Source organism: Natronorubrum sp. A-ect3 (genome assembly GCF_041821125.1).
In the GTDB taxonomy this organism is placed as follows: domain Archaea; phylum Halobacteriota; class Halobacteria; order Halobacteriales; family Natrialbaceae; genus Natronorubrum; species Natronorubrum bangense.
Map to the genome: position 1 here is coordinate 1,007,929 of NZ_JBGUBB010000001.1, position 14,482 is coordinate 1,022,410.

The window sequence follows — 14,482 nt, forward strand, 5'->3', positions numbered from 1 at the left end:
AAACGATCCGTCCCCGATCAGTCGAGCAGCGCTTCTAGCTCCTCAAGTCGCTCGCCGTAGGTCTCGAGGGCACGATCGATCGGCTCGGACGTACTCATGTCGACGCCGGCGATCCGCAACAGCTCGAGGGGATACTCGCGGGAGCCACGCTGGAGGAACTCGAGGTAGTCGTTGGCGGCGTCGCGGTCCGGCTCGCCGCCGGCACCGTTCGGCAGAATATCGTCGACGATGGCCAGCGCGGCGGAGATCCCGGTCGCATACTGGTAGACGTAGAAGGCCCGATAGAAGTGAGGGATGCGCATCCATTCACGGGCGATCCGGTCGTCGATCGCGGCGGGTTCGTAGTACTCCGTTTTGAGTCCGCAATAGAGATCGTCGAGACGGTCGGCCGTGAGTGGCTCGCCCGCTTCCTCGAGTTCGTGGGCATTGTGTTCGAACTCCGCAAAGAGCGTCTGTCGATACAGCGTCGAGCGCACGCGCTCTACGAACTCGTTCAAGACGTGTTTGCGGAACTCGGGGTCGTCGACGGTCTCGAGTAAGTGTGCCGTCAGCAGGGCCTCGTTGACCGTACTGGCGACTTCGGCGACGAAGATTTCGTAGCCCGAGTAGACGAACGGCTGTTCGTCTTTCGTCAGTTCCGAATGCATCGAGTGGCCGAGTTCGTGGGCCAGCGTGTACATCGAGGAGATGTCGTCCTGGTAGTTCATCAGAATAAACGGCTGGGTGTCGTAGGTCCCCCCGGAGTAGGCACCGGACTGTTTGCCCTCGTTTTCGTAGACGTCGACCCACTGGGAGTCGAGTCCGTCGGCGACGCGAGACTGGTACGCTTCGCCCAGCGGTTCGAGCGCGTCGACGACGTACTCGGTCGCCTGCTCGTAGTCGACTTCCGGCCCTTCGTCACCGGTCAGGGGCATGTAGATGTCCCACATCTGGAGCTCGTCGACCTCGAGCGCCTGTTGTTTGAGTTCGGCGTGGCGGTGGAGCTTATCGAGGTTGTCGTGGACGGTCTCGACGAGCGTGTCGTAGACGTCGACGGGGACGTTGGGACCATCGAGAGCGGCTTCGCGAGCGGTATCGTAGTTGCGTGCCTGGGCCGTCTTGACGTCGGCTTTGACGCTGTTTTTGTAGGTGGACGCGACCGTGTTCCGAACCGCCTCCCACTCGTCGAAGTACTCCTCGTAGACCTGTTGGCGAAACTCCCGGTCGGGGCGTTTGAGCAGGTTGACGAAATTACTCTGGGTAATCCCGACAGCCTCGCCATCAGGGTCCTCGACGGTGGGGAACTCCATGTCGGCGTTCGAGAGCATGGTGTAGACGTCACCCGTTGCGCCCGTGACCTCGCTCAGGTCGGCGAGCAGTTCCTCGACTTCCGCCGAGCGGGTGTGGGGTTTCATCCGGAGGACGTCGTCGATGTAGTGGTCGTAGGTCTCGAGGTCGGGTTCGGCCTCGACCATCGTTTCGAACGCCTCTCGAGTGAGGTCCTGAATCTCGGGATCGATGAACGACGCCGCAGACTGTGCGTCGGCGGCGAGTGACTGCGCTCGCGCTGTCAGTGCCTGATACTCCTGATTGGTCGTATCCTCGTCGCGGCGCATTCGGGCGTAGGCGGCGACCGTCGCCACCTCTCGCATGATCTCATCGCGCAACTCGAGGACTGACAGGAGCGTTTCGGCATCGTCGGTGACCTGCTCTTCGTAGGCCGCGAGCTCGTCGACACGTTCGGCGACTGATTCGTAGGCGTCCTCCCAGTCGTCGTCTGTCGCGTAAATGCTCTCGAGGGCCCAGGTATACTCCTCGTCGACCTCGGAGCGGTCGGGAACGGAACTCATACCCCCGATTTCGGAACGGAGGTGGTAAAACGTGTCGGACGCCGAAGGTAGTATACAACGCGGCGAAAGCGCCTGTTACCGGGGTGTGGCGATTGTCCGGCTGGGAAAAGGGTTTAACTACGTCTACCGAGTGGACCGTGCAATGGGTAATCGGGACGCAACGGGTGACTCCCAGGCGGACGACAAGAGACCCGGACGGGAGTACCGGACGGTCGCGGATCTCGTCGACGACGGTGTCTATCGGCTCGATGCCGATGGGTGTTTCATTGCGGTCACCGACGCGTTCGTCGAGCTAACGGGCCACACTCGTGATGACGTGCTTGGCGAGCACGTCTCGAGTCTCGTCGACGGGCAAGACGGTGAGCGGTTTGATGATCTCCGAACCCGACTCGAGAGTGACGCCAACACCACGTTCGAGACCGCGATCGAGACTGCTGATGGCGACCGACGGCCGTGTACAATGCAGGTCAGTCCGCTCGTGGCAGACGGCGAGGTCGATGGAACCGTCGGCGTCGTTCGACCGATCGAGAACGGAGCGCGCCAACCCGATCAGCCACCGGCCACAGCAGTATCCGAACCGCTTGCGACCGTGATCGACGAAGCGGATGTCGGCATGGTTGTCATCGACGATGCGTTCGACGTCGTCTGGATCAACGAGACTGCTGAAGCGTACTTCGGTGTGGACCGAAGCGACGTCATCGGGCAGGACAAGCGGACGGTGATCGAGGAGACAACTCGAACCTCCCTCGCTGAGCCCGATGCGTCCGCAGAGACCGACGATGACAACACCGACGTCGAACAGTTCGAGTGTCACATCACGCCGGGGCCTGATCGCGAGGGGCGCTGGCTCGAGCATCGGAGTACACCGCTCGAGTCAGGGCCGTACGCCGGTGGTCGAATCGAACTGTACTACGACATCACCGACCGAAAAGAGACGGAACTGGCCCGGGTTGAGAGCAACCAACGATTCGAGTCGTTGGTCGACGCAGTCGAAGAGCATGCGATCTTCATGCTCGACACCGAGGGGCACGTCGTCAGCTGGAACGAGGGGGCAGAGCGGATCAAAGGCTACGACGAAGCGGAGATCATCGGCGAGCATTTCTCCGTGTTCTACACCGACGAGGACCGTGCAGACGACGTTCCACAGCAGAATCTCACACAGGCACGCGAGACAGGTATGGTCGAAGACGAAGGCTGGCGTGTCCGTGCCGACGGCTCGACGTTCTGGGCGAACGTGACGATCACGGCAATTCGAACTGACGGCGAGTTACAGGGGTATGCGAAGGTCACGCGGGATATGACTGACCGACGGGAACGGGAACGGCAGCTGCGACATGAACGCAACCTGATCGAGCAGATCCTCGAGACCAGTCCGGTTGGGATCGCAGTCGTGAACCCGGATGGCTCGACCAGCCGAGCCAACAAGCGGATGGCACAACTGCTCGAGCTCCCAGCGGAAGACGCCTCGGCGTACACCGCCGGCCAACGAGCGATGTTCGACGCGGATGGGGCGTTCCTTCCGGTCGAAGAACGGCCCGCGTTTCGGGTGTTCGAGACGGGTGAGCCGCTGTACGATCAGGAGGTCCTGTTGGACCCGGACGGAAAGCGGCGATGGCTGTCGGTTAACGCCGCGCCAATCACCAGTGAGGAGAGCGACCCGGAGCGAGTCGTCGTGACGGCGACGGAGATTACCGAGCTGAGAGCGGTCGCCGAACGGCGCAAGCGGGAACTCAAGGAACGCGAAAAAGAACTCGCCACGGTCAGACTCGCCACGAACTTGCTCAAAACCGGTGAGCAACCGACTGAGGAACTACTCCAGGAGTTCGTAACGAAACTCCCGCAGTCGTTTCGGTATCCAGACCGGACCGCAGCGTGTGTTTCGGTCGGTGAACACGAGGCAGCCACCGAATCGTACGAACCGTCCGAGCAATCGATCGCTGCCACCGCCACCACGGCAAACGACACGCCAGTTACGATCGACGTCGTCCGCACAACGAGTCAGCCAGAAACGGACACGGAGCCGTTTCTCGAGGACGAACAACAGCTGATCGAGACGCTCGCGACGCTCGTTGCGTTTCATTTCGAACGCCAGGAGTACATCGACGAGTTACAAGCCGAAACCCGACGCCTCGAGCAGTTCGCCTACGCCGCCTCCCACGACTTACAGGAGCCGTTACGGATGGTCTCGAGCTATCTCCAGCTGATCGAGCGCCGCTACGGTGACAAACTCGACGATGACGGCCGTGAGTTTCTCTCCTTTGCCGTCGAGGGCGCCGAGCGAATGCGGTCGATGATCGAGGGGCTGCTCGAGTACTCGCGTGTCGAGGCCCAGGGTGGCCCGTTCGAGCCGGTCGATCTCGACGCAGTACTCGAAGACGTTCTCAGAGACCTCGAGGTTCGGATCATCGAGACCAACGCCGAAATTACGACTGCATCGCTGCCGACGGTCGAGGGCGATGCGAGCCAGCTTCGACAGCTGTTCCAGAATCTCCTCGAGAACGCACTCGAGTACAGCGAGGGAGAGCCTCGGGTTCACGTCTCGGCCGAACGGAGAGGCGAAAAATGGGTCGTCTCGGTCTGCGACGATGGCATCGGCATCGAACCCGAGGAGACGGACCGAATTTTCGAGGTGTTTCAGCGGCTCCATAGCCGCGAGAAGCACGATGGAACCGGGATCGGATTGGCGCTCTGTCGGCGAATCGTCGAACGACACGATGGTGAGATTTGGGTCGAGTCCGAACCCGAACGCGGATCGACGTTCTCGATGACGTTGCCAGCGGTCTCCGAGGACGGGGCGTGACTCAAAATACAGCGCCGCTCAGAACGGGACGTCGTCCGAGATGTCGCGTGACGTCCCCTCCGTCAGCCCATCGAAGCCGGTGGTGACCGAGACGTGGTCGATCTCGTCGATTTCGCCGGGCAGTCGGCGCTGGATCGCCTGTGTCGTCATCGGGCTGACGCCACAGCCGCTGCAGGCGCCGGTTAAGTTGATCGAGACGTGGCCCGCCTCGAGGTCGACCTCGGTGATCGACGAGTCGCCGCCGTGGGCTTGGATCTGCGGGAAGTTCCGTTTGAGGAACAGGGAGACGGCTTCTCTGACGGCGTCTTCCGGAGACTGGGTGTCGGCGGAGTCGCTCATGGGAGCACGAACGGACTGGGCGAATAAATCTCTGTCCACCGCTCGGATCTGCGCCAGAAGAACACGACTGACCCTGCTCGAGCAAGAGCGCGTCGCCTCGACGGTGGTCTGCGTGATCAGCGTCGCAGCTCAGCGTCGACCGCAGTTCGGACCACGCGAGCAACACCGAGCATTGCGATGAACGTACTCGCAAAGATGACGGTCACGAACAGGAAGACACCGAGCCCGATCGCCCCGGCGTTTGGATGCGAGAGCAACGGCGACGTGAGACGGGTGCCAAGAAACGCGATGACGATTCCTGCGGCAACGTAGATCGACGCCCGCCAGTAGGCACCGTACTCTTCCGGCGACAGTTCCATGCGCTGAACAATTATCGCCGACCGTAAAAAGCGCTCGTCAACTCACTGGATGCCGTCGGCGACCTGCCCTGCGACCCGCGCGCCTGTCTGGCGGTCGATACGACGCGTCTCGAAGACCGCCCGTGCGCTCGAGGCAGCGTCGTCGTCGATGTCGAACTCGAGGCCCGGATAGTCGACGTCCGTCAACACGAGTGGCTCCGGCGGCGCAGGCGCGATTCCCTCGTGGCCGGGCAGTGGCTCGGACTCGAACGTGCGGTCGATTTTCGCGAACGACGCCGCACCGGTGGCGACGGTCTGTGCGAGCGAGACGAGTCGCCGGACGAGTTCGCGAGCGAAGCCGCCCGCGGTGACGGTGACGACGAGGTAGTCGCCGTCGCGGGTCGCCGACAGCGTCGGCGAGCGCTCGGTGTTGTGGTCGTCCGGCGTGAGGTTGTGGAAGTCGTGCGTATCGGAAAGAGCCTCACAGGCGGCGTGGAACCGGTCGTCGTCGATTGGGTGCTCGATTTCAGCTGGAGTCGCACTCGAGTCGTCAACAGCGGCCGGCGCGTACAGGTGATACGTATACGTCCGGCGCGTCGCGTCGTGGGTCGCGTGAAACGAGTCGTCGACGTCGGCGAACGCCCAGGCCCGAACGGCGGCGGGGAGTTCGGCATTGAGCGCTCGCGGTGTCAGCCACGCCGGTCCCTCGAGAGTGATCGTCTGGGCGAGCGCGGAGACACCGGCGTCGGTTCGGCCGGCGGCGGCGTAGCCCGCGGGCTTGTCGGCGTCGGAGTCGAGGACCCCAAGCGAGCGCAGGGCGTCGAAGATGGTGTCCTCGACAGTGGGAACGTCGGGCTGGCGCTGGAAGCCGTAGTAGCCGGTGCCGTCGTAGGCGATCCGAAAGGCGCGCATCAGTCAGTTCCACCGACGAGCGCGGCCGTGTTAGGGGCGTCGAACCCACGCCCGACGGTGCCGACCGACAGTATATACACCACGAGGGCCGACGCTTCCCGTATGACGGTACTGATCGATACCGATCCGGGCTGTGACGACGCCGTCGCACTCGTGTTGGCGCTGGAACGGTCCGAACTCGATGTTGTCGGGCTGACGACTGTCCACGGAAACGCCCCTGTCGAGGAGACAACCGAGAACGCCCGCTCGATTCTCGAGGTGCTCAATCGGACGGACGTCCCCGTCGCAATGGGTGCTGACCGGCCACTGCTCGTCGACCTCGAGACGGCCGAACACATCCACGGCGAGGGCGGTATCCGTGGCGAGTTGCCGCCACCAGGCCCCGAGACACAGCCCGTCGACACCCATGCTGCCCAGTTCATCATCGAACAGGCCCGCGAACACGAGGGTAAGCTCACGCTTGCGGCGATTGGCCCGCTGACGAACGTGGCACTCGCCCTTGCGATCGAACCCGAGCTACCGGAGCTGCTCGACGAGCTCATCGTCATGGGTGGGGCCGCGTTCGTGCCGGGCAACATCACGCCGCTTGCGGAAGCGAACTTCCACGCCGATCCACACGCGGCCCGGCGAGTCGTTCGAGACGCCACACCCACCATCGTCGGCCTCGACGTTACGACGAGCGCGACCCTTCCGCCCGATCGAGTCGAGTCGCTCCCGCAGGACGATCCGCTGGGTCGATCGATCGACGAATGGCTCACCTACTACGACGATGACCGCCTCGAGCGCTACGGCATCGAGTCGGCTGCGATCCACGACGCGCTCGTGATTGCGGGGCTCGTCGACGACGCGGTCCTCGAAACCGACCCCTATCCGATGACGGTCGGCACCGATTCGGAACTCGACCGCGGCGCGCTGGTCTGTGACGCAAACAGCGTGACAGGCGAGCCGCCAAACGGCACCGTCGCCGTCGGCGTCGACGACGAGCGATTTCGAACGGTCCTCGCCGAGAGCCTCGAGCGCGCCCTCTCGCGTGCCGACGTGGAAGCGACCGGGTTCCAATCGTCGCGATAGTGCTGTGGATCGGCCACTCAGCGCCGACCGTCGGTCAAAGAGAGACTGATTGCGTCCCAGTCACCCGGCAGGACGGGGCCCTCGAGCAGCGGGTCGTTGGTCTCGACCATCCACTCGCGTAACTCCTCGCGAAACCGGTCGCGAGTCCGCTCGAGGTCGGGGTCGTCGGGCCCATCCCCGGCGACGAGATTGTGCTGCTCGAGCGGGTCGGCCTCGAGATCGTACAGCTCTTCGTAGGCTCGCTGCTCGCCGTAACAGTCCTCATGGACCTCGCGGCCGGCGTCGCTGCAGTAGATGTCGGTCGTGAGATAGACCGCTGGCAGGTGCCAGAAGTTGCGCACGTACTTCCAGCGCTCCGTTCTGATCGCTCGAGTCGGGTTGTATCGGTCGTGCCAAGTCATGCCGGCGAACACGCGATCACGCGGTTCGTATCCGTCCTCGTCGTCGAGCAACAGCGGGGCGAAGCTCCGGCCGGCGATCCCTCCATCATCGACCTCGAGTTCGGGCAGTTCCGCGTCTGCAACGTCGAGCAGCGTCGAAAAAACGTCGACGTTACTCACGAGGTCGTCGACAACGCGGCCCGACTCGAGGACGCCCGGATACCGCAGTAGAAGCGTCGCCTCGATACCGGGGTCGAAACAGCTGCCTTTCGCTCGAGGCATGGCCAGCCCGTGTTCGGTCGTGAAGACGACGAGCGTGTCATCGGCGAGGCCGGCGTCCTCGAGGGCATCGAGGACCGTGCCGATGCCGTCGTCGATGGCTGACAGCATTCCCTGCATTGCGGCGATATCCGACCGAATCCCGGGCCGGTCGGGAAGAAACTCGAGTGGATCGACCGTCTCGGGATCGGGTGTCTCGTAGCGGTCGCTTTCGAAGCCGAAGTGCCCGTTTTCTCCGACACGGTGGAGTTCGAAAAAGCCCACAGACGCAAAGAAGGGGTCGTCGTGATCGCCGGCAGTAGCCATTGTCGCGAACTCGTCGGCGACGGTTCGAGCCCGAGCGGTCTCGTGAATCGACGGCGGCGTCTCCGCCGTCAGTGGCTGTTCGGTGTGGATTCGATCGTAGCCGAGTCGGTCGGGGTACTCGGTGACGTGTTGGAGCCCGAACAGATGGGTCTCGTAGCCGGCTTCGGCGAGGAGTTCGGGGAGGAGTTGCTCGTCGTCGTGAAGCTCCCAGTCGGCGTGTGCAAGCCCGAACATCCCGTTCTGGTGTGGGTGCCGCCCGGTCAGCAGACTTGACCGACTGGGCGAACATTGGGGTGCAGTCACGAAGTGACGGTCGAAGCGAACGCCGTCGGCGGCGAGGTCGTCGATCCGTGGGGTATCGACGGCCGCGCCGTAACAGCCGACGTACTTCCCCAGGTCGTGACAGTGGACGAGGACGATATGAGGCGAGGTCACGGCGATAAGATACGGGGACAACGGGAGTAAGCGTTCGGACGGCTACAGGCGCGTGAATATCGCCCAGCGATGACCGTCTGGACGTCGGTACGTTCCAGGAGTCTGAATCACCTGCATACTCTGGGCTGGTGGCCTTCCCTCCAAGGGGCGGAGTTGTGCCATCCATGGCGGAATCAAATGGACACGACACAGTGTCGGCTAACGGACGTGATCCGGAGTCACACTCGACTGTGCGGAACGTCGTTCTCGTCGTTCTCGATACGGCTCGAGCGGCAAGCACCGGCCAGAAAACAACGCCAACGCTGACCCAGCTTGCAGACGAGGGAACGGCGTTCGACAACGCGTTTGCGACTGCCCCGTGGACGCTTCCATCCCACGCCTCGATGTTTACGGGAACCTATCCATCCGAACACGGCACACATGGCGGGCACACCTATCTCGACGAGGCGTTACGAACGCTCCCCGAGGCGTTCGCCGACGCAGGGTACGAAACTGTCGGCGTCTCGAACAACACCTGGATCACCGAGGAGTTTGGCTTCGATCGCGGGTTCGATGAGTTACGGAAAGGCTGGCAGTACATCCAGTCCGACGCGGATATGGGAGCAGTCGTCCGTGGCGAGGACCTTCGGGAGAAGTTGCAAGCCACGCGGCGGCGGCTTTTCGATGGCAACCCGATGGTCAACACGGCGAACATTCTCTACAGCGAACTCCTTCAGCCGACAGGTGACGATGGTGCCGATCGGTCGACAGCCTGGATCGCCGACTGGCTCACGGCGCGAGACGACGACCAGCCCTTCTTTCTGTTCTGTAACTACATCGAGCCACACGTCGAGTACGATCCCCCAAAAGCGCACGCCGAGCAGTTCCTCCCCGAAGGTGCGAGCTACGAGGAGGCAGCCGCGATCCGGCAGGACCCCCGCGCCTACGACTGCGAAGACTACGAGCTCTCCGATCGAGAGTTCGCGCTGCTGCGTGGCCTCTACCGGGCGGAGCTTGCATACGTCGACGACAAGCTTGGCGAGCTTCGGACGGCACTCGAGGACGCTGGAACGTGGGACGAGACCCTGTTCGTCGTCTGTGGCGACCACGGCGAACACATCGGCGAGCACGGCTTTTTCGGCCACCAGTACAACCTCTATGACACACTGCTCAACGTGCCACTGGTCGTCCACGGCGGGCCGTTTACCGGCGGTGGCCAGCGGCCTGATCTGGTCCAGTTGCTTGACCTGCCAGCGACACTGCTCGAGACTGTCGACATCGACGATTCAGCGCTCCGAGAGCAGGGCTCAAGCCGATCGATGCATCCGGATTCAACGTCGAAGCCGCGAGACGCCGTCTTCGCCGAGTACGTCGCCCCCCAGCCATCGATCGACCGCCTCGAGGCGCGGTTTGGCGACATTCCTGATCGAGTCCGGGCGTTCGACCGGCGACTACGAGCCGTCCGCACGGCGAAGTACAAGTACGTCCGTAGCGACGACGGGTTCGAGCGCCTACACGACATCGAGACGGATCCGCTCGAGCACACCGACATCGCAGCCGAGGAGTCCGCGCAGGTCCGAACGCTTCGTAATCGCCTCGAGGAGCGATTCGAGCCACTTTCAGACGCTGGGACGACGGATGACGTTGCAATGCGCGAGGGGACGAAAGAGCGACTCGCGGATCTGGGCTATCTGTAGCCGGCCACAGCGCGGCCGTGTCTGCAGGACCCGTTTGAGTGGCAGTCCGCGACACCGGACGCCGACGAGTTGCCACACCAAGTTCGGCTCGAGCGACGGGACGAACGACAATCATCGACGCGTCGAGCAATGACATCACACACTGTCCGACTCGAGGAAGGGGGGTTCGTCCCGTTTTTTCGGTCGTACACGAAGACGTGGGTTCACGCCGTCGCGACGGCCGGGCTGACCGCGTTCGGGACGCTGACGATCGTTCACCGCTGGTTTGCCGGCCTCGCGCTCGCGATGTACGTCGTTCCGCCCATCGTGCTCTATCTCCGCCAGCGAGGACGGCTCGAAGACGGCAGCGACTCTCGAGCGGTCGACTCGCCGGAAGCGACACGACGCGAGCACTCCGAACCCGACGATGAGCGACCCCCCAGTGAGGGCGAACGACAGGCTGACCAGAACGACGCTTCGCCCGTCGGCTGGAACACGACCGAGACACCCACGGACGCGACGCTGCACGACGTGACCGTCACCAAGTCGAACGCCGGCTACGCTGTCGGCGACGGTGGGATCGTCCTCTCGAGCGACGGCAACGAGTGGGACGCCGTCCTTGAGGACGGGCCGGCGGCCAAGGGCACCGACCTCCGTGGCGTGGCTGCGACGGCAGACGGCGAGGCGATCTGGATCGCCGGCGACAGCGGTGTGCTCGGTCGCATCGACGGCGAAACCGGCCGCCACACGAACTATACGGCCCCGGAAGACATCACAGACAACTGGCTGGGCGTCGCCGTCGGCGGCTCGAGCGGCGACGAACGGGTGCTGTTGATCACTGGCTCCGGAGCCGTCGTTCGCGGCAGATACCGTGCTGGGACAGTCGACTGGGCAGGCCCAGACAAACCCGGCAGCGGCTCGAGTCTGTGCGCGATTGCGCTCGCCGACGCAGCGGTCGGCTACTGCTGTGATACCAACGACGCTGTCTTCGAGACGACCGACGGCGGCGAGTCGTTCGAGCGTATCGGCCTCGAGGGAGTCGACGGAACACTCACTGACATCGCAACGAGAGGGCACGAGGACTGCGCCGTCAGCGACGATACCGGCATCGTTCACCGCTACGATGGTTCGACGTGGACACCTGACCGCGTCGTCGACGGCTCGCTGTCGGGACTGGCCCGTCACATGGACCGAACAGTCGCGTGTGCTGGCGACGGCAGCGTCTTTGAGCGGCAATCCCCCGGGGCCGAATGGGATCGGTTCGACACGGACACGGCTGGCTCGTTGCTGGCAGTCTCGCTCGGCCCGGCTCGTGCGGTGGCGGTCGGTGAGGGTGGGACCGTGGTCGAACACAGCTGACGAGACAGCACGCTCGGACGAGCAGCCGGTCGTCGACCACAGTTATTGTGCTCGGCGGTGGATCTCTCTGTAGTGAGCGACCAGCGAACAGCCCACGACCGCTGTCGCCTCTGTGGGACGACGGTCACCGAGTCGAGCGACGAGACACCCCCAGAGACGGACGAGGATGGTCCGTTCTGCTCGAGTGGCTGTCGCGAGGTCGTCGCGGCACTCGGAGCCGCCGACAGCGCCGAGACAGCCACTGCGGAGCCGACGCCGGCGAAGACTGACGCTGACACCCGGACCGAGGCGCAGACACGGACGTTCTTCCGGATCGATGGCATGCATTCGGCGCTCTGTGAGGCGTATCTCGAGTCGATCGCCGAAAAGCAAGCCGGCGTCTCGAACGCGGCGGCAAGCTACGTCACGGAGGCTGTTCGGGTCGATCACGATCCAGAGCGCGTTTCCGCCGAGACACTCGAGGCTGTCCTGACTACGACCGGCTACACGGCGTACCGTCGCGAAGACGCGGCTGACGCGGCCGAGACTGATCCCCTCACAGCGGACTCGAATGAGACACACCGATCCCGCGAGATGCGGGGGATGCGAAAACGCCGCTCGGAGGACATGCTCGAGATCCGGTACATCATCGGGATCGTCTTCGGCTCGTTTCTGCTGGTGCCGTACATGACCGTGTTTTATCCAGTGTATCTCTCCGCGTTCACCGACTACTGGCTGTTCGGGCTCTACGGCGAGGCGTTTGCGAGTTTCGATGGCATGCTGTTCCTGCCGATCTTTTTCGTGGTGACCGGGATCGTGCTCTATCTGACCGGGATGCCGCTTTTGCGTGGTGCGTACGTGAGTTTGTGGCTCCGACGGCCGAGTACACATCTGTTTGCGGCGCTGACGATCGTCGCCGCCTTCTGTTATGGGACGATCTCGTTCGTCGTTGGCGATCCCCAGATCTATTACGACCTGACGATTCTCGTCGCTGCCACCGTGATGGCTGCGGTTTTCTACGAAGAGACGGTCAAGCGCACGGCGCTGAATCGGCTGACCGATCTCACGGTCTCGCAAGTCGGGACGGCCCGTGTCCTCGAGTCCGATGGCACGACTCGAGAGTTGCCGGTCGAAGACGTTGACGCCACCGACCGCCTGCTCGTTCGCGCGGGCGAACGAATCCCGGTCGATGGCACGCTCGCTGAAGGCGAGTGTACGGTCGACGAGGCGGTCGTCACCGGCGAGTCGCTCCCGGTCTCGAAATCCGTCGGCGACGAAGTGGTCGGCGGCTCCGTCGTGACGGGCAACGCTGCCGTCGTCGCCGTCGGCACGCAAACGACGAGCAGTATCGACCAGCTGACACGCACCGTCTGGAATCTTCAGAGCGCCGACCACGGCGTTCAGCGACGGGCCGACGCCCTCGCCGGGATGCTCCTCCCGCTCGTCGTAGGTGTCGTCATCGCCGTCGGTCTGGGAGCAGTGCTCCTTGGTGCGGGCGTCATGGCCACGACGACGGCTGTCCTCCTGGCAGTCATCGTCGCGAGTCCGTGGGCACTCGGGCTCGCAACCCCGTGTTCGATCGCGACGAGCATCCGCGACGCACTCGAGTCCGGAATCGTCGTCTTCGACGAGAGCGTCTTCGAACGGCTCCGCGCAGTCGACGTCGTCGTCTTCGACAAGACGGGAACGCTGACGACCGGCGAGATGACCGTCCTCGAGGCAGACGCGCCACGAGCGCTCCTCGCTGCGGCCGGCGCGATCGAACGCCGTGGCGCACATCCCGCCGCAGCAGCGATCGAGAACGCCTTCGCCGACGGCCACGAGCGCGACTCGACACGGACCGACGGCGGTGTCATAGACGAGGGCACAGACGACGAGCGCGAGGGACAGATTCAGGCGTTCGAACGCCACGCGACCGGCGTCGAGGGGACCATCGACGGCCAGCGAGTGCTCGTCGGCCACCCCGACCTCTTTCACGAACAGGGGTGGACGTTCGAGGACGGCCTCGAGCAGCGAGTTGCGGCCGTTCGAGACGACGGTCACCTCCCTGTCGTCGTCGGTCGTGACGGCCACGCAGCGGGGATCATCGTCGTCGGTGACGAACCGCGTGAGGAGTGGGCACAGACGGTGACGGCGCTCGCCGACAGCGACATCGACGTCGTGGTCTTGACCGGTGACGACGACTCGGCGACGGCTCGGTTCCGAACCCACTCGGGTATCGATCACGTCTTTGCGAACGTCTCGCCGGCCGGGAAGACGGCAGCGATCAGACGGCTGCGAGCCGACAACTGTGTGGCGATGGTTGGCGACGGGACGAACGATGCACCCGCGCTTGCTGCAGCGGATCTGGGCATCTCACTCGGTGGCGGGACGGCGCTTGCCGCCGACGCAGCCGATCTCGCGATCGTCGAGGACGACCTCACTGCCGTCGAGCGAGCGTTCGAACTCGCACGTGGCGCTCGCCGGCGTGTCGTGCAGAATCTCTGGCTCGCGCTCGTCTACAACGCGATCGTGATCCCCGTCGCGCTGGCAGGGCTGTTGAGCCCCGTGATCACAACCGCGGCACTGGCTGCCAGTGGCCTGCTGATCGTCGGCAACGCCTCACGATCACTGCTCGAGGACGGCGAATGAACGCTTTCGAGAAGTAGTCCGGTCTCGAGACGTTCAGTTCGATGACAGCAGTACTTGATAGCGCTCCATCACCTAGGACTCGTATGACCGTCTTCGAGAGTGGTGGTCGTCCGTCCAGTGGGGTCGTCCCGGTCGATTACACGAGCCGACAGCAGCGAGGGGATCGCTG

Annotated in this window: 10 protein-coding genes; 5 read left to right on the forward strand and 5 right to left on the reverse strand. The window is 63.8% G+C overall.

Annotated features, from left to right (window positions below):
- Positions 1–17: 17 nt before the first annotated feature.
- A complete protein-coding gene (gene pepF / locus ACERJA_RS05085) occupies positions 18–1,829 on the reverse strand; it encodes an oligoendopeptidase F (RefSeq protein ID WP_373607175.1) in 1,812 nt (603 codons plus the stop codon).
- 142 nt (positions 1,830–1,971) lie between these two features.
- Here pepF and ACERJA_RS05090 point away from each other — a divergent pair, with 142 nt between their 5' ends.
- Entirely contained in the window at positions 1,972–4,629 is a 2,658-nt protein-coding gene (locus tag ACERJA_RS05090; protein ID WP_373607176.1) for a PAS domain S-box protein, read from the forward strand.
- An 18-nt stretch (positions 4,630–4,647) separates the two neighbouring features.
- On the opposite strand, the gene ACERJA_RS05095 is transcribed toward ACERJA_RS05090, so the two are convergent.
- The 3 genes from ACERJA_RS05095 to truA form a co-directional block, all read right to left on the reverse strand.
- A complete protein-coding gene (locus ACERJA_RS05095) occupies positions 4,648–4,968 on the reverse strand; it encodes a NifU family protein (protein WP_373607177.1) in 321 nt (106 codons plus the stop codon).
- Positions 4,969–5,084: 116 nt separating this feature from the next.
- Positions 5,085–5,327: a hypothetical protein gene (locus tag ACERJA_RS05100; protein WP_006066284.1), complete on the reverse strand. Its 243-nt coding sequence runs from the start codon at positions 5,325–5,327 to the stop codon at positions 5,085–5,087.
- Between the two features lie 42 nt (positions 5,328–5,369).
- Complete coding sequence (gene truA, locus ACERJA_RS05105) at positions 5,370–6,218, reverse strand: tRNA pseudouridine(38-40) synthase TruA (protein ID WP_373607179.1); 849 nt, start codon at positions 6,216–6,218, stop codon at positions 5,370–5,372.
- A 102-nt stretch (positions 6,219–6,320) separates the two neighbouring features.
- Between truA and ACERJA_RS05110 the strand changes: the two genes are divergently transcribed.
- Positions 6,321–7,289, forward strand: coding sequence for a nucleoside hydrolase (locus ACERJA_RS05110; RefSeq protein ID WP_373607180.1), 969 nt, complete (start codon positions 6,321–6,323; stop codon positions 7,287–7,289).
- 17 nt (positions 7,290–7,306) lie between these two features.
- Here ACERJA_RS05110 and ACERJA_RS05115 read toward each other — a convergent pair whose 3' ends face one another.
- Entirely contained in the window at positions 7,307–8,689 is a 1,383-nt protein-coding gene (locus tag ACERJA_RS05115) for a sulfatase (RefSeq protein ID WP_373607181.1), read from the reverse strand.
- Positions 8,690–8,919: 230 nt separating this feature from the next.
- Between ACERJA_RS05115 and ACERJA_RS05120 the strand changes: the two genes are divergently transcribed.
- The 3 genes from ACERJA_RS05120 (at position 8,920) to ACERJA_RS05130 (ending at position 14,313) form a co-directional block, all read left to right on the forward strand.
- Positions 8,920–10,365: a sulfatase gene (locus tag ACERJA_RS05120; protein WP_373607457.1), complete on the forward strand. Its 1,446-nt coding sequence runs from the start codon at positions 8,920–8,922 to the stop codon at positions 10,363–10,365.
- 129 nt (positions 10,366–10,494) lie between these two features.
- A complete protein-coding gene (locus ACERJA_RS05125) occupies positions 10,495–11,703 on the forward strand; it encodes a hypothetical protein (RefSeq protein WP_373607182.1) in 1,209 nt (402 codons plus the stop codon).
- Between the two features lie 72 nt (positions 11,704–11,775).
- Entirely contained in the window at positions 11,776–14,313 is a 2,538-nt protein-coding gene (locus ACERJA_RS05130; RefSeq protein WP_373607184.1) for a heavy metal translocating P-type ATPase, read from the forward strand.
- Positions 14,314–14,482: the final 169 nt, after the last annotated feature.